This window comes from Streptococcus sp. 116-D4 (assembly GCF_009731465.1).
Classification (GTDB): domain Bacteria; phylum Bacillota; class Bacilli; order Lactobacillales; family Streptococcaceae; genus Streptococcus; species Streptococcus pseudopneumoniae_E.
The window spans coordinates 1,547,617-1,567,105 of the sequence record NZ_AP021887.1; the positions used below are offsets into that span (position 1 = coordinate 1,547,617).

Consider the following 19,489-nt stretch of genomic DNA (forward strand, 5'->3'; position numbering starts at 1 on the left):
TATACTATTTTTATACTCAATGAAAATCAAAGTGCAAACTAGGAAGCTAGACGCAGTTTGCTCAAAGCACTGCTTTGAGGTTATAGATAAGACTGACTTCGTCAGTCTTATCTATAATCCAAGGCGAAGCTGACACGGTTTGAAGAGATTTTCGAAGAGTATTACATTATTCTTTTTCTTGATATTTAGGTAAGAAGGTATCCATCAAGAAGGAAGTATCATAATCTCCAGCAATGACATTACGATCTGAAATGAGGTCAAGCTGGAAATCTGCATTGGTCTGCACCCCTTCAATCTCTAATTCATAGAGCGCACGTTGCATTTTCATCAAGGCATCAAAACGATTTTCACCATGAACGATGATTTTAGCAATCATACTATCATAGTATGGCGGAATGGTATAACCTGGATAAACTGCAGAGTCAACACGCAAGCCGACACCACCACTTGGCAGATAGAGATTGGTGATCTTACCTGGACTTGGTGCAAAGTTAAAGGCTGGATTTTCTGCATTGATACGACACTCAATGGCATGGCCTCTTAGAATAATATCTTCTTGCTTAACAGACAGAGGCTGACCTGCCGCAATACGGATCTGTTCCTTGACTATGTCCACACCCGAAACAAACTCTGTAACGGGATGTTCTACCTGAACACGTGTATTCATTTCCATGAAATAGAATTTACCACTGGCTTCATCTAGTAGAAACTCAATGGTCCCTGCATTCTCATAACCAACAGACTCCGCAGCGCGAACTGCCGCAGCACCAATTTCATTACGAAGTGTTTTCCCAATAGCAATTGAAGGACTTTCTTCTAAAACCTTTTGGTTATTTCGCTGAAGCGAACAATCCCGTTCACCTAAATGAATCACATGTCCATGCTCATCTCCTAGAATTTGAACCTCAATATGGCGAGCTGGATAAATCACCCGTTCAATGTACATGGCACCATTGCCATAATTGGCCTTGGCTTCACTTGAAGCAGTATCAAAGGCGGAAACGAGGTCTTCTGGTTTTTCAACCTTACGAATCCCTTTACCACCTCCACCTGCTGAAGCCTTGAGCATAACAGGATAGCCAATTTTTTCAGCGACAGTCAAAGCTTCCTTAGAGTTATGTACTTCTCCATCTGAACCTGGAATGACAGGCACACCTGCTTTAATCATCTGAGCGCGCGCATTGATCTTGTCTCCCATCATATCCATAACATGGCCAGATGGACCGATAAACTTAATCCCCACCTCTTCACACATAGTTGCAAATTTGGAATTTTCACTGAGAAATCCGAAACCTGGGTGAATGGCTTCTGCCTCAGTCAAGACTGCAGCTGATAGAACTGCATTGATATTGAGATAAGACTCTGTTGCCTTGCCAGGTCCGATACAAACTGCCTCATCTGCCAAAAGCGTGTGGAGAGCTTCCTTATCAGCAGTTGAATAAACCGCCACCGTCGCAATCCCCAGTTCACGCGCCGCACGGATAATCCGAACCGCAATTTCACCACGATTAGCAATTAAAATTTTTCGAAACATGGAGAACCTCCTTAGTTCCCTATTGCAAAGGTAAGAGTACCACTAGCTGCAAGCTTGCCATCCACTTCAGCCTTTGCTTCAACCACAGCAATCGTGCCACGACGTTTGACAAAAGTCGCTGTCATAAGCAATTGGTCACCAGGTACAACTTGCTTCTTAAACTTGACCTTGTCCATACCAGCATAAAAGACCAGTTTTCCCTTATTTTCAGGTTTTGATAACTCCAAGACACCAGCAGTTTGCGCCAAGGCTTCCATGATCAGAACACCTGGCATAACTGGATACTGAGGAAAATGACCGGTAAAGAAGGGCTCATTGATGGTTACATTTTTGATAGCAACAATGGTATCCTCGCCCACTTCCAACACACGGTCCACTAGGAGCATAGGATAACGGTGGGGAAGAGCTTCTTTGATTCCTTGAATATCGATCATTTGATACGTACCAATCCTTTACCAAACTCAACCATTTCTTCGTTAGAAACGAGAATTTCCGTTACCACACCATCCTTAGGAGCTGGGATTTCATTCATGACTTTCATAGCTTCGATAATCACCAATGTTTGACCTTTTTTGACACTATCACCAACTGTAACAAAGGCAGGTTTATCAGGACCAGCAGCCAAGTAAGCCACTCCGACAAGTGGACTCTCTACAACATCTCCCTCAGCAACTAGACTTGTTTCTGCTGGAACTGGAACCTCTTCCACTACAGTTTCTGTTGAAGCAGATGACGGAGCTACTGGACTTGGTGTTGCTAGAACGGGCCCTGGAGCAACTTGAGCTGCAACTTCAGACACCAGTCTCGCTTCATTCTTGCTAAACTGCAACTCATCCGTCCCATTTTTATAAGAAAATTCTCTCAAACTTGACTGGTCAAATTGGGCCATCAAGTCTTTAATATCGTTTAAATTCATACTTATTTATTCTCCCAACGTTTGAAAGCAAGAACTGCATTGTGGCCACCAAAACCAAATGTATTTGAAATAGCGTATGGAATTTCTTGCTCCAAGCCTTGTCCATAAACGACATTGGCTTCGATATAATCTGATACTTCGCTTGTCCCAGCTGTCATTGGTACAAAGTTGTGACGCATAGCCTCGATTGTTATGATAGCTTCTACTGCACCTGCAGCACCCAGCAAATGTCCTGTGAATGATTTGGTTGATGATACAGGTACTTCCTTACCAAGAACAGCTACGATGGCACCACTTTCTCCTTTTTCATTAGCAGGAGTTGATGTACCATGAGCATTGACATAGGCTACTTGCTCTGGGGAAATCTCAGCTTCTTCCAAGGCTAATTTGATGGCCTTGATAGCTCCCTGACCTTCTGGATGCGGTGAAGTCATGTGGTAGGCATCACAAGTATTTCCGTAACCAACTACTTCAGCAAGGATAGTAGCCCCACGTTTTTCAGCATGCTCTAAACTTTCAAGAAGCAACATCCCTGAACCTTCTCCCATGACAAAACCATTGCGATCCTTATCAAATGGGATAGAAGCACGAGTTGGATCCGCTGTAGTAGAGAGAGCTGTTAGGGCTTGGAAACCAGCAATAGCAAAAGGTGTAATAGAGGCTTCTGAACCACCTACCAACATAACGTCTTGGAAACCAAATTTAATTGAGCGGAAGGCATCCCCAATCGCGTCATTTGATGAAGCACAGGCAGTATTGATGGATTTACAAACACCGTTTGCTCCAAAACGCATAGCAACATTTCCTGAAGCCATATTTGGCAAGGCTTTTGGAAGGGTCAATGGTTTCACACGTTTTGGTCCTTTGTCATTTAGGCGAAGAACTTGATCTTCAATTTCTTTAATTCCACCAATACCAGAGGCAACAATAACACCAAAACGATCCCTGTCAAGAGCTTCTACATCAAGACCTGCATGATTGACAGCTTCTTGGGCTGCGTACAAGGCATATAAAGAATAGTTATCGAAACGATTGGTATCTTTCTTAACAAAGTATTTATCAAAAGGAAAATCTTGAATTTCTGCCGCATTATGCACATCAAAATCACTATGATCAAATTTTGTAATTGGTCCAATTCCGATTTTTCCACTTGTCAAACTATTCCAAAATTCTTCTGGTGTATTTCCGATTGGAGATGTTACTCCATAACCTGTTACTACTACGCGATTTAGTTTCATCTTTTTCACCTCTAGCTTCTGCTACATACTGAGGCCACCATCAATGGCAACCACTTGACCAGTTAGATAATCTTGGCCTGCTAAAAATACTGTCAAATCTGCAACCTGCTCTGCCTGCCCAAATTCTTTCATGGGAATTTGCGCCAGCATGGCATCTTTTACCTTGTCTGATAGAACGGCTGTCATATCGGACTCAATCATCCCAGGTGCAATGGCATTAACCCTGATATTGCGATTGGCTACTTCACGCGCTACAGACTTGGTAAAACCAATCAAACCAGCCTTAGAAGCTGCATAGTTAGATTGACCGATATTTCCCATCAAACCAACAACACTAGACATATTAATGATAGCACCTTCTCTGGCTTTCATCATCGGTTTCAAGACTGATTGTGTCATGTTAAAGGCACCAGTCAGGTTCACTTTAAGCACTTTTTCAAAATCTGCTTCTGTCATCTTGAGCATCAGGGTGTCTTGGGTAATTCCTGCATTGTTGACCAAAACATCTACTGAACCCAACTCTGCAATAGCTTGCTCAACCATACGCTTAGCGTCTGCAAAATCTGACACGTCTCCTGATATAGGAACCACCTTGACACCATAGTTTGAAAACTCAGCGAGCAATTCTTCTGAGATTGCCCCACGACTGTTTAAAACAATATTGGCTCCTGCTTGAGCAAACTTGTGGGCGATGGCAAGACCAATCCCACGACTCGAACCTGTAATAAAGATATTTTTATTTTTTAGTTGCATTCTTTTCTCCTGTTTCCTCTTGTATGTATGGGAGAAGGGATTACTTGTTTTCTAGCAAGGCTTCCAAGCTAGCCTGATCTTCAACATTGGCTAGTTTAGCGGTCTTATCAATTTTTTTGACAAAGCCTGACAAGACTTTCCCCGGTCCAATCTCGATAAAGTTGGTTACGCCTGCTCCTTGCATAACCGCAATACTTTCATAGAAACGAACTGGCTCCTTGACCTGACGCGTCAAGAGTTGAGCAATGGCTTCTTTTTGCATAACTGCAGCTTCTGTATTGCCGACTAGGGGACAAGTAAAATCTGAAAAACTTACCTGCGCTAGAGTTTCAGCTAGTTTCTGACTAGCAGACTCAAGGAGAGCGGTGTGAAAAGGCCCTGACACCTTGAGAGGAATCAAGCGTTTGGCACCTGCTTCCTGCAAGAGTTCAACAGCTCGATCAACTGCAGCCACTTCTCCACCAATCACGATTTGTGCAGGTGTATTATAGTTGGCTGGTACAACCACTCCAAGTTCAGAAGCTTTTTGACAGGCTTCTTCGATGACCTCTACTGGCGTATTGAGAACTGCTACCATCTTACCAGAGCCAGCAGGAGCTGCTTCTTCCATATAGGCGCCACGCTTAGCAACCAAGGCAACCGCATCTTCAAAATCCAAGGTACCGCTGGCTACCAAGGCAGAGTACTCTCCAAGAGACAAACCAGCAACCATATCAGGCTGATAGCCTTTTTCTTGCAATAAACGGTAGATAGCAACCGAAGTTGCTAAAATAGCTGGTTGCGTATAGCGGGTCTGATTGAGTTTTTCTGCTTCCCTATCAATGAGATAACGCAAATCGTAACCAAGCACCTGACTTGCTTGATCAATCGTTTCTTTGACAATAGGGTAGTGATCATAGAGATCCCTGCCCATACCTAGATGCTGGGCACCTTGACCAGCAAATAAAAAGGCTGTTTTAGTCATTTCTTACAACTCCTGCCCAACGAGAGGCTTCTTCTTGAATTTTCTTAGCTGCTCCGTAATACAAATCTTTTAGGATTTCTTCAGCGGTTTCTTCTTTGGAAACAAGCCCTGCAATCTGGCCTGCCATGACAGATCCGCCATCCACATCACCGTGAACAACTGCTTTGGCTAGGGCACCTGCTCCCATTTGTTCAAAAATTTCCAAATCAGGATTTTCTTGTTTAAAGGCGTCTTTCTCAGCTTTTTCAAAATCACGAGTCAATTTGTTTTTAATGGCACGAACTGCGTGTCCAAAATGTTGTGCTGAGATAGTTGTGTCAATATCACGAGCTTTTAAAATTTTAGCTTTATAGTTTGGATGAGCATTTGATTCTTTAGCAACTACAAAACGAGTTCCAACCTGAACCGCCTCTGCCCCTAGCATAAAGCCAGCCGCAGCACCTTCACCATCTGCAATCCCTCCTGCAGCAATAACAGGAATAGATACAGCAGCAGCAACCTGGCGCACCAAGGTCATGGTTGTTAGTTTACCAATATGTCCTCCTGCTTCCATTCCTTCTGCAATGACAGCGTCCGCACCGATTTTTTCCATGCGATTAGCTAGGGCAACACTTGGTACAACAGGAATAACCGTAATACCAGCCTCATGGAAACGTTCCATGTATTTGCTTGGATTTCCTGCACCTGTTGTCACTACCTTAACCCCTTCTTCAATGACGAGGTCAACAATATCATCAACAAATGGAGACAGAAGCATAATGTTGACACCAAAGGGTTTGTCTGTTACAGATTTAATCTTATCGATATTAGCCTTAACCACTTCTTTAGGGGCATTCCCCCCACCGATAATCCCTAGTCCTCCAGCCTTGGAAACAGCCCCTGCCAAATCACCATCAGCAACCCAGGCCATACCACCTTGAAAGATAGGATAATCAATGTTCAATAATTCAGTAATACGTGTTTTCATAGTGCCTCCATGGTTTCTTGCTTACGTAATAGTTCGATACCGTCATAATTTGACAATCAAACTATTGCCTAAACAAGAGGGAGCGGGTTTCCCTACTCCTTCTATTTATATTCTGCTTATTTTGCTTGCTCTTCAACATAGGCAACCAAGTCACCAACTGTTTTCAAATCATCTTCTGCTTCGATTTGGATATCAAAAGCATCTTCGATTTCTGAGATTACTTGGAATAAGTCCAATGAATCTGCATCCAAGTCATCAAAAGTTGATTCAAGTGTTACTTCTGATGCGTCTTTTCCAAGTTCTTCAACGATAATTTCTTGTACTTTTTCAAATACTGCCATGATAGGACTCCTTTAAAATAAATAGTTTTTTATAACAATGTGTTCACCACATGATTACCTAAATTGTAAGAATGAGCGTGCCCCAAGTCAAGCCTCCACCGAAGCCTGATAGAAGAACCGTCTGGCTACCATCTAAACGGATAAGGTCTTTTGCTACACACTCTGAAAGTAAAATCGGGATACTGGCTGCACTAGTATTGCCATATTCCATCATATTGGCTGGAAGTTTGTATCGGTCAACACCAATTTTTCTAGCCATCTTATCCAAAATACGGTCATTAGCCTGATGAAGTAGCAGGTAATCCAAGTCTGTCGCCTCTACAGGAGATTCTTCAATGGTCTGCTTGATAGACTTGGCTACATCTCGAATGGCAAAATCAAAAACTGCACGTCCATCCATCTTCAAAAATGAATCTGCATTGTCTTGATCTGAAAATGGAGAATGCAAGCCTGAATGTCCATAAGTTAGACAGTAGCTGCGACTCCCATCGCTATTGAGATTCTCAGCTAAGAAATGCTCTTTCTCGCTAGCTTCTAGCAAGACACCACCAGCACCATCTCCAAACAAAACAGCTGTTGAACGATCTGTCCAGTCCAAGGTTTTGGACATGGTTTCACTACCGATGACCAAGCCTTTTTGAAAGCGACCAGAAGCGATAAACTTTTCAGCAGTTGAAAGAGCAAATACAAATCCACTGCAAGCTGCTGTTAAGTCAAAAGCAAAGGCCTTATTTGCACTAATATTAGCTTGGACACGAGCAGCTGTAGAGGGCATCAGCGAATCTGGAGTAATAGTAGCTAGAATGATAAAATCCAGCTCTTCCCCTGTGATTCCAGCTTTTGCCATCAGTTTCTTGGCAACCTCTGTAGCCAAATCACTGGTAGATTCTGTTCTTGAAATATGCCTTTGTCGTATCCCCGTCCGACTTGAAATCCACTCATCACTGGTATTCATAATCTGTGCCAAATCATGATTTGTAACCACTTGCTCTGGCACATAATGAGCAACTTGGCTTATTTTTGCAAAAGCCATTATTTCAAGTCCTCCAAAAATTGATAAAGATTGGTCAAACCTTTGCTCATAACCTCCATTTCTTGCTTACTCATACCATCAATGATTTTTTCAACCATGGCCTTGTGAAAGCGTTTATGTAGCCTATGAACCAAGCGACCCTTCTTTGTCAAATGCAGATGTACCACACGACGATCCTGATCTGAGCGAATGCGTTCAATGTAACCCTTGCGTTCGAGATTGTTCAAACTAGTCGTAACTGTCCCAAGAGTCACCATCAACTCTTTTGACACGTGACTTGGTGTCACATCTGGAACTTTCCCAATCACATCAATCGTATGCATTTCTTTGATGGAGATATCCTTGAAACGACTACCTCTCAAGCTAACTTCCTCAATAACGAGGACATTGTTAAATATAGACGTTAAATATTCATTAATTCGTTGGTAGTCCAATCTTTCCTTCCCTCCTTTTCAAAAAAACTTTTAGAATCAAAACATTTGACAAAAGAATTATATCAAAGTTCAAAGAATGGTGCAAGTATTTTTTTATTTTCCTGTAAATTTAGGTCTCCTTCTCTCCGAGTGAGCCCGAACTCCCTCTTTGAAATCTTCCGTTTGAGCTAAGGATTCCTGCAGGTTCAGTTCTAAAGTAGCATAATCTTGCCAATCTTTAAATTGACTCTCCCATACCAACTTCTTAATGGCAGCATAGGAATTGCTTGACCCACGTCTCAATTTTTTAAGAAGCTGTTCTCTGGTTTTTTCAAGTTTATCAGCTTCAGAAATACGGTAAACTAGGCCCCACTCTAGGGCTTTTTCTGCCGTCAAAGCCTCCCCTGTCATAGCCAATTGAGCAGCACGCGTCACACCGATGCTTCGACTCAAGAGATGAATTCCTCCTGCATCTGGAGCCAAGCCAACTCCAACAAAAGCTTGGATAAACTTTGCCTTATCCGTTGCAAGACAGAAATCTGCCGCAACAGCCATATTTGCTGCTGCACCTGCAACAGCCCCGTCAACTTCCATTAAAACAAGTTTTGTAATTTGTTTGATTTTATAAGAAATTGTATTGACCAATTCTGCGATTTTCGTCAATGATGGAATATCATCCTCATCCACTGCCCGCTTCATCTCTACTAAATCTCCCCCAACTGAAAAGACTTTGCCATTCGCGTTGATCAAAACAAAACGCACAGCTGGATTCTCTTCTGCCAAAGTTAGGGCTTCTAAAATCTCTTCACACATAGAAATATGAAAACCATTTGCGACCTCAGGACGGTTCAAGGTAATGATTGCCACGTCCTCCTCAAGCTGATAAATAATGTGTTCCATCAGGACTCCTTTTTTCTTTTATATGCAGTTTAAATTATTTTATTGTCAAAGTATATCTTTTTTAAAATCAGAAAGCAAGGAAAAATCGACTGAAAGTGTCTCAGCCGATTAGAAAGGCTCGCTTTATCCTAGAAAGCATCTTCTTTTCTTCATTGAAAAAAGGCTTTCTTTCTGCTATAATCGTATAAAACACTTACTTTAGGAGTTCTTATGAAGGTTGTTAAATTTGGAGGTAGCTCTCTTGCCTCTGCTAGTCAATTAGAAAAAGTTTTAAACATCGTAAAAAGCGATTCAGAGCGTTGTTTTGTAGTTGTTTCTGCGCCTGGTAAACGCAATGCTGAAGACACTAAGGTTACAGATGCCTTGATTAAATACTACCGCGATTATGTTGCTGGTAACGATATTAGCAAGAGCCAAAACTGGATTATCGACCGCTATGCTGCCATGGTTAGCGAATTGGGTTTGAAACCAGCTGTTTTAGATAAAATTTCAAAAAGCATTCGCGCCTTGGCCACTCTTCCTATTGATGAAAATGAATTTCTCTACGATACTTTCCTAGCAGCCGGTGAAAACAACAATGCTAAATTGATTGCTGCCTATTTTAACCAAAATGGTATTGATGCACGCTATGTGCACCCTAGAGAAGCTGGTATTGTGGTCACAAGTGAACCTGGGAATGCTCGCATCATTCCCTCTAGTTATGACAAGATTGAAGAATTGACAAATACAAATGAAGTCCTTGTCATTCCTGGTTTCTTTGGGGTTACCAAGGAAAATCAAATCTGCACCTTCTCACGTGGAGGATCAGATATTACAGGTTCTATCATTGCTGCTGGTGTCAAAGCCGACCTCTATGAAAACTTTACGGATGTTGATGGTATCTTTGCAGCCCATCCTGGTATTATCCACCAACCACACTCGATTCCAGAGTTGACTTACCGTGAAATGCGTGAATTGGCCTATGCAGGATTCTCAGTTCTTCACGATGAAGCTCTTCTACCTGCCTATCGAGGAAAAATTCCTCTCGTTATCAAGAATACCAACAATCCTGACCATCCAGGTACTCGTATCGTTCTAAAACATAGTAGTGATGAATTTCCAGTTGTGGGAATTGCTGGTGACTCAGGCTTTGTCAGCATTAACATGTCGAAATACCTCATGAACCGCGAGGTTGGATTTGGTCGCAAGGTTCTGCAAATCCTTGAAGATCTTAACATCGGTTGGGAACATATGCCAACAGGTATCGATGATCTTTCAATCATTCTCCGTTCTCGCGAACTAACTCCTATCAAGGAAGAAGAAATCCTACGTCAATTGGTTCAAAAAGCTGAAGTAGACCATGCAGAAATCGAACACGACCTTTCTATCATTATGATTGTTGGAGAAAAGATGAAGAGTCATATCGGTGTAACAGCTACTGCAACACGTGCTCTGTCTGAAAACAAGATCAATATCCAGATGATGTCTCAAGGCTCTAGTGAAGTATCTATCATGTTCGTTGTCAATAAAGACCAAGAAAAAGCAGCAATCAAAGCCCTCTACAATGCCTTTTTCGACGAAAGTAAGGAAGACTAATCATGGCTCAATCGCTTAATAAAACAGTGCTTCTCAGCACGACAGGCACTTCCTATCTCTCTGTAGCTGGGAAAGTTGGGAAATTCCTTGTCGGAGATCAGGCTCTGGAATTTTACCCAGATGTCAATGTCGAACAATATATCCAGATTCCTTGGAGCCATATCAACCAAATTGGAGCCAATGTCACTGGTCGCAAAATCAGTCGCCACTTCGAAGTCTTTACAGACAGAGGAAAATTCCTCTTTGCTTCAAAAGACTCAGGTGCCATTCTCAAAATTGCTCGTGAAAAACTGGGCAATGACAAGGTCGTGAAACTTCCGACTCTACTCCAGACCATTGGTCAAAAATTTAAAAATCTATTTGCAAAAAAGTAAAAACTTTAGTATAATCATAGCAACGGATAAGTAGGTTATCTTCTTCTTTCAGAAAGTCTGCGGGTGCTGCGAGCAGATAGGAGGGATAGGTGAAATTCTACCGTTGTTTTAAATCAAATACAGAATCAAGTGCACACCTGTGAAGTTGGATGGAACCGTGGCCCTGCCACTCCAACGCTTTGTCAGGTGTGCTTTTTTCATAAAGGAGTTCTTATGTTAGATATCAAACGTATTCGTACAGACTTTGATGCTGTCGCAGAAAAATTGGCTACACGTGGCGTAGATGCTGCTGTCTTAAACGAGATGAAAGAAATCGATGCTAAACGTCGTGACATCTTGGTCAAGGTTGAAACTCTCAAGGCTGAACGTAACACAGTTTCAGCTGAGATTGCCCAAGCTAAGCGCAACAAGGAAAATGCTGATGATAAGATTGCTGCCATGCAAACTCTATCTGCTGAGGTCAAAGCCTTGGATGCTGAATTGGCAGACATCGATGCTAAATTGACAGAATTTACCACTACTCTTCCAAATATCCCAGCTGACAGTGTTCCTGTTGGGGCTGACGAGGAGGACAATGTGGAAGTTCGCCGTTGGGGGACTCCGCGCGAGTTTGACTTCGAACCAAAAGCCCACTGGGATCTTGGTGAAGACCTTGGTATTCTTGACTGGGAACGCGGTGGTAAGGTAACTGGCGCTCGCTTTCTCTTCTATAAAGGTCTCGGTGCTCGTTTAGAACGTGCTATCTACAACTTTATGTTGGATGAACATGGCAAAGAAGGCTACACTGAAGTCATCACACCTTACATGGTTAACCACGACTCTATGTTTGGTACTGGTCAATATCCAAAATTCAAGGAAGATACTTTTGAATTGAAAGACACTAATTATGTCCTCATCCCTACAGCTGAAGTGCCTCTTACAAACTACTACCGTGATGAAATTATTGATGGTAAGGAACTGCCAATCTACTTTACTGCTATGAGTCCATCATTCCGTTCTGAGGCAGGTTCTGCTGGTCGCGATACCCGTGGTTTGATTCGTTTGCACCAATTCCACAAGGTTGAAATGGTGAAATTTGCCAAACCTGAAGAATCATACGAAGAATTAGAAAAAATGACAGCCAACGCTGAAAACATTCTTCAAAAACTTAACCTCCCATACCGTGTCGTTGCTCTCTCTACAGGAGATATGGGCTTCTCAGCTGCCAAGACTTACGACTTGGAAGTTTGGATTCCAGCACAAAACAATTACCGTGAAATCTCAAGCTGTTCAAACACAGAAGATTTCCAAGCCCGTCGTGCCCAAATCCGTTACCGTGATGAAGCAGATGGCAAGGTTAAATTGCTCCACACCTTAAACGGTTCTGGACTGGCAGTTGGACGTACAGTAGCCGCTATTCTTGAAAACTATCAAAATGAAGATGGTTCTGTGACCATCCCAGAAGTTCTTCGTCCATATATGGGTGGAGCTGAAGTTATCAAACCATAAAAAATAAGGTTTAGCTATTTCTAGCTAGACCTTTTTTCGTAACCAAATCAGATAAGCACCTAATACAAAGAATAAAATAGTGAGGCATATAATGATTTCAGCCAATACCAGGTAATCCAGAAATGGAAGTTTCAAGATTCCCTGAGCCATCTTGAGCGAAGTAGCTGTGATAATGGTTGGGAAGGTGAGGGCTGAGAAGGCTGGTTGAAAACCTTGTTTTAAAATATTGGGTAGGCGAGTCAAAACAAAGAAAAAGAAAGATTGGGAAGACACAATCATAGCGATTAAGACCCAAGTCGGTAGGCTGTCTCCTCCAACTCGAACTAGGGAAGCCAAGAGTAGAGAGAAAGGAGCACAGTAGATCCCTTCTTGTCCAAGCAAGGCTACGGGGAGTGGTTGTTTCTTTAAATCGCTATAAATAAGGGGATAGAGATAGAAGGTAAGAAGAAATCCAAAACTCAAGGTCACATAGGCAATTTCGATGATGCCTACCAGAGGATAGGTCAAGGCAGCTACTGCTATCCCCACATAGAGCACTGTCCAGCTAGGAGTCGCACTGACTCTCTTACCTGGATAGGCAAACTTGATGGTGAAACCAGCAATCAAGGCCACATCCAAGAGAAATGAAAACCACCAGATTCCTTGCGCAACCAAAGGAAGGTGAGGGAATACGCGAAAGACATAAGTTGATAAAATCATCCCAGCCATGGGAAAAGTGGCCATTCCTGATAAAAGAGGAGGCTTAGTCAACTCTTGTTTGGTTTCTTTCCAATTAAAGAGATGCAGAAGTAGAAAGTAAATCCACAAAATCAAACCAGTAAGACTCAATAGATGGGACAGGATCGGCAACGTATCTACAATAAGATTTCCAGCTCCTGCCAAACCTAGCAAACAACCAGAAAATACCAAGGGGAGTTTTTTCATCCTAACCTCCAATAATCATGTTAGTTTCAGTATAGCATAAAATCGTTTAAATGAGGACTTAAAAAACGAAGTTGAAAATTCAAACTTCGTTTTTATTCTACTTTTTAACTAGTTGCTAAGATATGGCGCAACTGAACCGCACTTGGAGAAACAATTGGAAGAAAGGCACCTTCATTCCAACGACGAATAAATCCAGATGTTGATTTACTAAAGTAGCCTCTACCACCACCGGCTTGTAACTCTAATAGAAGACTCTGAGCAACAACATCCACAATGTCTATCCTTAACTGAAAGAGTTCACGCGGATTGGTAACAAAATAGGAACGATCAGACAATCCCTGATAAAGAGCTTGCCGAATAGCATCTAACTGCTCTACCTGGTATTGCCATTCATCTGTTAGCACACTGCGTTGCCCCAATTCTTTTTCTACTTCTGATAGAGAACGTTCAGCTAAACCAAAAGCTAGACCAAATTGGTAACCTAAGAAAGCCGGACGATTTTGTGCCAAAAATTGATGAGCATCTTTGGATAAAATCCATTCCTCTTTTAAAAGGACCTTATTAAAAGTCAGGGCAGCTGTATTTCCTCCTTGAAGAGAAACGAATTCTAAGTCTTCAGAACGACTAAAATTCTCTGCGTCTGATGGTACAGCCACCACATAACTTATACTTGGATCATCTGTAAAACCTGCCACAAAAATAGTTAAAAATCGATTTCTTCGAGCATTCGTTACCCATGGCAGTCTTCCTTTTAGATACAATTGTCCATTTTCTTCAAGAACGCGAACATTCAGTTCCTCTAGGTCAGATAGATATTTGACAGCATTGGACAAGGCAGTCGCACCTGCATATTCTCCAGACAAGAGTTTTTCCAGATAGGTTTCCTTAAAATAGGAGTTATCCGTATGAAGAATATTGTCAATTAGAGTGCGTTGCCCCCATGAAATAAAAGAGGCTGTTAAAGAATGTTGTGCGAGCTCTGCAAGGATATTAATAACATCCTGGTCACTTCCTCCTGAACCCCCAAGAGATGCAGGAACCCCCACACGAAAAGCTCCCTCTGCTGCAATTTTCTCAATCAACTGCTCTCCAGCTTGACAAGACTGCTTGTCGATTTCATCAGCATGCTGGTCTAACCAGCTCAAAAATTCTTCTGAAAAAAATCCCATACTCTTTCCTCCTTCTAGGCATAAGGTTGCAATTCTGGGTTAATTGGGGTATTAGCTAGATTATTCGCATAGTTACAGAGGCTTGCTAGGCTGACACCAAGAACCACATCCAAGGCATTTTGTTGAGTGTAGCCAGCTTCTAAAAACTCAGCCAAGGCTTCATCTCCTACACGACCCTTGGTATTGATTATCGCTAAGGTAAACTTAGCTAGGGTGTCCAATTTAGGATCTGTTTCAATTGGAGTACGATTGCGAAGGGCTTGAAGAAGGTCATCGTTCATCTGGATTTGTTTGATTGAAAAAGCTGTGTGACCTGCGACGCAGAAGGCACAACCATTGGTTACAGCTGCCGTGATTTGCACCACTTCACGCTCTACTGGTGTTAAGCTGTTGCGACGGTTGATAGCTCCGACAGTTCTGTAGGCTTCTAAGGCAGTCGGTGCATTAGCCAAGAGACCGATTAGGTTGGGAATATAGCCATTATTATCTTTTTCTACTGTTTCAAGAACTTCTTTCACTTCTCCTGGTGCTGATTCGACTGTATGGATGGTAAATGTTGTCATCATAAGACCTCTTTTCATTTTGTTGAAACCTAGTCTATCACAGATTCTATACCGTGTATAATATATATTTTAAATTACATTGATAGAAATTTTTTATGAAAGCAAAAAATCACACGCAATGTGTGATTTCATTATTTATTAAAATACTTTTTAGTTTCAGCAATAACGACCGGCGACAAGACTAAGAGAGCAATCAAGTTTGGCAGAGCCATCATGGCATTGACAATATCTGCGATAATCCAAACCATATCCAACTCGATAAATCCTCCCAACAAGACCATGAGCACAAAGACCAAACGGTAGAGCCAGATAAAACGAACCCCAAAGAGGAACTCGAAACAGCGTTCTCCATAATAGTTCCAACCTAGAATTGTCGTGAAGGCAAAAAGCACAAGGAAGATGGTTAAGAGGGCAGATCCAAAGTGTGAAAAGACTGTTGAGAAAGCAGACTGAGTCAAGGCAACCCCATTTAAGTCACCACTCCAAACACCAGTTACTAAGATGGTCAAACCTGTCAAAGTACAGATAATGAGAGTATCAATAAAGGTTCCTGACATGGAAATCAAACCTTGCTCCACTGGTTCATTTGTCTTAGCTGCAGCAGCTGCAATGGGAGCAGAACCCAGACCAGATTCGTTTGAGAAGACACCACGTGCCACACCATTTTGGATAGCCATCCGAATGCTAGCACCAGCAAAGCCTCCTACTGCAGCAACCGGACTAAAAGCGGATGTCAAGATTAAAGCGATTGTAGCAGGGATTTTCTCGATATTAAAGAAAATAACTGTAAGAGTTCCCAAAATATAAATGATAGCCATAAAAGGAACAACAGTAGTTGAAACCTTTGAAATGGACTTGAGGCCACCAAAGACTGCAATCGCTACAAATACAGACAAGACAAGAGCGGTGATAGCTGGCGAAATAGCGGTTGTATTTTGGATAGATTCTGTAATCGAGTTGACTTGGGTAAAGGTCCCGATTCCCAACAAAGCTACTAATACACCTGCCAGGGCAAAGAAGATAGCAAGTGGGCGCCACTTTTCTCCCATCCCCAGAAGGATATAATGCATCGGCCCCCCCGCCACTGCACCATGGTCGTCCTTGGTGCGGTATTTAATAGCCAAGAGGCCTTCCGCATACTTGGTTGCCATCCCAAAGAAAGCAGCCATCCACATCCAAAAGAGGGCTCCTGGGCCACCGACCTTGATAGCTGTCGCCACCCCGATAATGTTTCCCGTACCAACTGTTGCTGCAAGTGCTGTACACAAGGCAGCAAAACTGGATACATCGCCATGCCCCGTGTCCTTAGTAAAAATAAGCTGGAAGGCCTTGGGCAGACGCAAAACCTGCAAGAGTCCTAGACGAATAGTCAGGTAAATCCCTGTCCCGACCAAGAGAATCAAGAGGGGTGGGCCCCAAACAAAAGCATCAATTGATTTAAGCAATTCTAACATTTCCTTCTCCTATCTTTTCAACCCCAAAAGAAAGAGCACATGCATAATACATGTACTCTGGAATGCTTAGATAAATGCTAAAAAGCGGTCTATCCTAGCTCTGTCCTTTTACCTGAGAGTTTGAGCAGTTACCTGCCTTGCCCCTTCGGTGCCTTTACGGTCTCTCCAGAGTTCCGTCCATTTACAGTCATGGAAAATCAAACGATTCCCCACTTCTATTAAACTTCATTCGGTGTTGGTATTTAATTGATTCTTATTTTACAAAAAATGTTGGCTTTTGTCAATGTGTTTATTCGTAAAAATTAGTTCAACAGTTTTTACTTTGTAAAATCCAGAATACTGCTATCCTTTAAAGGTCACAATAGTTGCGCCACTGCCTCCAGCATTTTGTGGGGCATAGCCGAAACTCTTGACATGCTTGTTTCTTTGTAGGTATTTGGTAACTCCTTCACGGATGACACCTGTTCCAATACCATGGATGATGTCAACTTGAGCCATATTATTAAGCAAGGCTTGGTCGATAAAGGCATCTAGCTCATTCATGGCCTCTTCATAACGTTTGCCTCGAAGGTCCAGTCTGGCTTGTGGGCCACGACCAGAAGTTCGTTTCACGACATTGACCTGTTTCTTCTTGACTTGCTTTTCTTGCTGAGCTTGAACGAGGTCAAACTCTTTCTCTTCCAAGGTCATTTTGATCAAGCCAACTTGGGCTTCCCAGCGGCCGTCCTTGAGTTGACTGGTCAAGGTACCACGCTGGCCATAACTGAGCACCACGATATCATCGCCCACCTTTGGAGCTCGTTTTTTCTTAGCCTTTTGAAGAACCTTGTTTTTGGACAAGTCCACTTTTTCAGGGGCTAATTTTTTGAGTTTGGCCTTGGCTTCGATAATCTCGTGCGGTTTCAGTTGAGATTTACTGTGAAGATTTTTTAAAATATCGTCACTCTCACTTAGGGCCATGTCCACAATCTCAGCAGCTTGCTCACGCGCCTTATTGAGCTCCGTTTCCTTTTCACGATTGAGCTCGTTATAAAGTTTTTTGAGAGCACGGTTCATCTTGAGATTTTCTTGCTCCACCTCACGGATATTGTCCAAACGTTTGCGACTTTCCAGCGTCTGCTCTTCCAGTTGTTCAATGATACGATTGACATCATTGTCCTGATCGACCTGCTGACTGGCATCGCCTACGATAACCTCAGACAGGCCTAGACGTTTAGCGATTTCAAAGGCATTGCTTCGACCAGGCACGCCCTGCATAAAGCGATAGGTCGGGCGTAGAGTTGCAGTATCAAACTCCATGCTGGCATTCTGCACAAAGGCTGTCTCAATACCGTAGGCCTTGAGTTCTGGATAGTGGGTCGTCGCCATGGTCTTGACTTGACGTAGGCGAAGGTCTTCCAGAATAGCCATGGCAAGAGCAGCTCCTTCTTGAGGGTCTGTACCAGCTCCCAACTCATCCAAGAGTAAAAGCGAATGTTGGTTAACCTTGCCAAGAATATCCACAATATTGGTCATATGGCTAGAGAAGGTAGACAAACTCTGCTCAATAGATTGCTCATCACCAATATCGGCAAAGATTTCTTCAAAAATACCAACACGACTTCCCTTGTCTGCTAAAATCGGCAAACCAGATTGGGCCATGACCTGCGTCAAGCCCAGAGTTTTAAGCATGATGGTCTTCCCACCTGTATTGGGACCTGTAATGACAATCGCTGTTAAATCTTGACCAAAATGGACATCATTTGCGACGGCATTTTTGACCAAAGGATGGCAGACATGGAGCAGTTGAATTTCTTGATTTTCAGATAGCTGAGGAACGACTGCTTGCCTTTCTTGGATAAAGCGGACCTTGGCACGAATCAAGTCCAAATGGCCGATAATCCAAGCATCATTAGCAATCTCAGCCGCATGAGGGCGAACACGCTCCGAGATTTCTTGGAGAATGCGAAGCATTTCATAACGCTCATCTGCTCGTAAACTGGCAATTTCTTCGCTCAGTTTGACCACCTCACGAGGTTCGATATAGACGGTGTTTCCGCTGGCAGAAATATCATGAACGACACCAGCAATCTTATTGCGGTAGGTATTTTTGACAGGTAAAACCTGACGGCCATTTCTGCTAGCAATGATTCCTTCTGTCAACATCTGCGTTTTTTGCTTAAGTAGGTCCTGTAAAACATCGCGTACCTGACGCTCGCTGTCATGAATTTTTCTGCGGATGCGCGCTAATTCTTCACTGGCAAAATTTTCAATGAAACCTGCATCATTAAAGGCTTGGAGATTTCCTTGTAATTGCGGAAAATCATGTAATTTCTCAAACCAAAGGGCTAATTCTTCCAAACTGACATTTTCCAGATTGGCATAAAAACTTTGCAGTTCTCGGCTAGCAAGAAGCACGCGCTTCAAGAGGAGGAACTCCTCGATATTGAGGTCCGCTCCCATCTCCAATCGTTTGCAAACTCCTGTAATTTCCTTAGTTGAGAGAATAGTAAAATGCGGTTGCTCGACAAAGAGAGCCTGCATTTCCTTCATCTCAGCAAAAGCCTGTTTGATTTTATCTGCTTTGGCAGTCGGAGCTAGCTGTCTCAATTGCTCCAAGCCCTGCTCGGTCAACAAATGAGGTTCAAACAAGGCCTTGACCTTATTGAACTCTAATGTTTCTAATATTTTCTTGTTCATCTTTATTTCCTTGTCCTTGAATGTCTAGGTGTATGATACTCAATGAAAATCAAAGAGCAAACGAGGAAGCTAGCCGCAGGTTGCTCAAAACAGTGTTTTGAGGTTGCAGATGGAAGCTGACGTGGTTTGAAGAGATTTTCGAAGAGTAGTAGCTTTTTACATTCTGATCGATTCGAGTCAATCTGTAAACAAAGGGCTAGGAAA

19 protein-coding genes and 1 riboswitch are annotated in these 19,489 nt (G+C 42.6%); of the genes, 3 read left to right on the forward strand and 16 right to left on the reverse strand.

Annotation, left to right across the window (positions count from 1 at the left end; all coding sequences use genetic code 11):
• Positions 1-166: 166 nt before the first annotated feature.
• The 11 genes from accC to UKS_RS07885 all read right to left on the reverse strand — a co-directional run bounded on the left by accC (position 167) and on the right by UKS_RS07885 (position 9,059).
• Entirely contained in the window at positions 167-1,534 is a 1,368-nt protein-coding gene (accC, locus tag UKS_RS07835) for an acetyl-CoA carboxylase biotin carboxylase subunit (protein WP_156012539.1), read from the reverse strand.
• Between the two features lie 11 nt (positions 1,535-1,545).
• On the reverse strand, positions 1,546-1,968 hold the full coding sequence (gene fabZ / locus UKS_RS07840) for a 3-hydroxyacyl-ACP dehydratase FabZ (RefSeq protein ID WP_156012541.1): 423 nt from the start codon (positions 1,966-1,968) through the stop codon (positions 1,546-1,548).
• The gene (accB, locus tag UKS_RS07845; protein WP_156012543.1) at positions 1,965-2,450 is read right to left on the reverse strand and encodes an acetyl-CoA carboxylase biotin carboxyl carrier protein; all 486 of its coding nucleotides are present in this window, start codon (positions 2,448-2,450) and stop codon (positions 1,965-1,967) included. Before accB ends, fabZ begins: the two co-directional genes overlap by 4 nt.
• A gap of 2 nt (positions 2,451-2,452) precedes the next feature.
• Positions 2,453-3,688 (reverse strand): beta-ketoacyl-ACP synthase II, encoded by a 1,236-nt coding sequence (gene fabF, locus UKS_RS07850; protein ID WP_156012545.1) that lies wholly within the window; start codon positions 3,686-3,688, stop codon positions 2,453-2,455.
• Positions 3,689-3,709: 21 nt separating this feature from the next.
• Positions 3,710-4,441: a 3-oxoacyl-[acyl-carrier-protein] reductase gene (gene fabG, locus UKS_RS07855; RefSeq protein ID WP_156012547.1), complete on the reverse strand. Its 732-nt coding sequence runs from the start codon at positions 4,439-4,441 to the stop codon at positions 3,710-3,712.
• 40 nt (positions 4,442-4,481) lie between these two features.
• Positions 4,482-5,405 carry an ACP S-malonyltransferase gene (fabD, locus tag UKS_RS07860; protein WP_156012549.1) on the reverse strand — a complete coding sequence of 308 codons (924 nt, stop codon included), beginning with the start codon at positions 5,403-5,405 and terminating at the stop codon, positions 4,482-4,484.
• Positions 5,398-6,372: an enoyl-[acyl-carrier-protein] reductase FabK gene (fabK, locus tag UKS_RS07865; protein ID WP_156012551.1), complete on the reverse strand. Its 975-nt coding sequence runs from the start codon at positions 6,370-6,372 to the stop codon at positions 5,398-5,400. Before fabK ends, fabD begins: the two co-directional genes overlap by 8 nt.
• A gap of 116 nt (positions 6,373-6,488) precedes the next feature.
• Complete coding sequence (locus UKS_RS07870) at positions 6,489-6,713, reverse strand: acyl carrier protein (RefSeq protein WP_084947999.1); 225 nt, start codon at positions 6,711-6,713, stop codon at positions 6,489-6,491.
• A 58-nt stretch (positions 6,714-6,771) separates the two neighbouring features.
• Positions 6,772-7,746, reverse strand: coding sequence for a beta-ketoacyl-ACP synthase III (locus tag UKS_RS07875; protein WP_156012554.1), 975 nt, complete (start codon positions 7,744-7,746; stop codon positions 6,772-6,774).
• Complete coding sequence (fabT, locus tag UKS_RS07880) at positions 7,746-8,180, reverse strand: fatty acid biosynthesis transcriptional regulator FabT (protein WP_049497085.1); 435 nt, start codon at positions 8,178-8,180, stop codon at positions 7,746-7,748. Before fabT ends, UKS_RS07875 begins: the two co-directional genes overlap by 1 nt.
• 93 nt (positions 8,181-8,273) lie before the next feature.
• Positions 8,274-9,059, reverse strand: coding sequence for an enoyl-CoA hydratase (locus tag UKS_RS07885; protein ID WP_156012556.1), 786 nt, complete (start codon positions 9,057-9,059; stop codon positions 8,274-8,276).
• Positions 9,060-9,269: 210 nt separating this feature from the next.
• Between UKS_RS07885 and UKS_RS07890 the strand changes: the two genes are divergently transcribed.
• The 3 genes from UKS_RS07890 to serS all read left to right on the forward strand — a co-directional run bounded on the left by UKS_RS07890 (position 9,270) and on the right by serS (position 12,496).
• Positions 9,270-10,634: an aspartate kinase gene (locus tag UKS_RS07890; protein ID WP_156012558.1), complete on the forward strand. Its 1,365-nt coding sequence runs from the start codon at positions 9,270-9,272 to the stop codon at positions 10,632-10,634.
• Positions 10,635-10,636: 2 nt separating this feature from the next.
• On the forward strand, positions 10,637-11,008 hold the full coding sequence (locus UKS_RS07895; protein ID WP_049497089.1) for a DUF956 family protein: 372 nt from the start codon (positions 10,637-10,639) through the stop codon (positions 11,006-11,008).
• Positions 11,009-11,221: 213 nt separating this feature from the next.
• Complete coding sequence (gene serS, locus UKS_RS07900; protein ID WP_156012560.1) at positions 11,222-12,496, forward strand: serine--tRNA ligase; 1,275 nt, start codon at positions 11,222-11,224, stop codon at positions 12,494-12,496.
• Positions 12,497-12,520: 24 nt separating this feature from the next.
• Here serS and UKS_RS07905 read toward each other — a convergent pair whose 3' ends face one another.
• The 5 genes from UKS_RS07905 to UKS_RS07925 all read right to left on the reverse strand — a co-directional run bounded on the left by UKS_RS07905 (position 12,521) and on the right by UKS_RS07925 (position 19,285).
• A complete protein-coding gene (locus tag UKS_RS07905) occupies positions 12,521-13,420 on the reverse strand; it encodes a TDT family transporter (protein WP_156012562.1) in 900 nt (299 codons plus the stop codon).
• Positions 13,421-13,524: 104 nt separating this feature from the next.
• Complete coding sequence (locus UKS_RS07910) at positions 13,525-14,589, reverse strand: acyl-CoA dehydrogenase family protein (protein ID WP_049497096.1); 1,065 nt, start codon at positions 14,587-14,589, stop codon at positions 13,525-13,527.
• 14 nt (positions 14,590-14,603) lie between these two features.
• Positions 14,604-15,152 (reverse strand): carboxymuconolactone decarboxylase family protein, encoded by a 549-nt coding sequence (locus UKS_RS07915; RefSeq protein ID WP_156013080.1) that lies wholly within the window; start codon positions 15,150-15,152, stop codon positions 14,604-14,606.
• 131 nt (positions 15,153-15,283) lie between these two features.
• Positions 15,284-16,606, reverse strand: a complete 1,323-nt coding sequence (locus tag UKS_RS07920) for an alanine/glycine:cation symporter family protein (RefSeq protein ID WP_156012564.1) — start codon at positions 16,604-16,606, stop codon at positions 15,284-15,286.
• Between the two features lie 90 nt (positions 16,607-16,696).
• Positions 16,697-16,785: riboswitch (glycine riboswitch) on the reverse strand.
• A 163-nt stretch (positions 16,786-16,948) separates the two neighbouring features.
• The gene (locus UKS_RS07925; RefSeq protein WP_156012566.1) at positions 16,949-19,285 is read right to left on the reverse strand and encodes an endonuclease MutS2; all 2,337 of its coding nucleotides are present in this window, start codon (positions 19,283-19,285) and stop codon (positions 16,949-16,951) included.
• Positions 19,286-19,489: the final 204 nt, after the last annotated feature.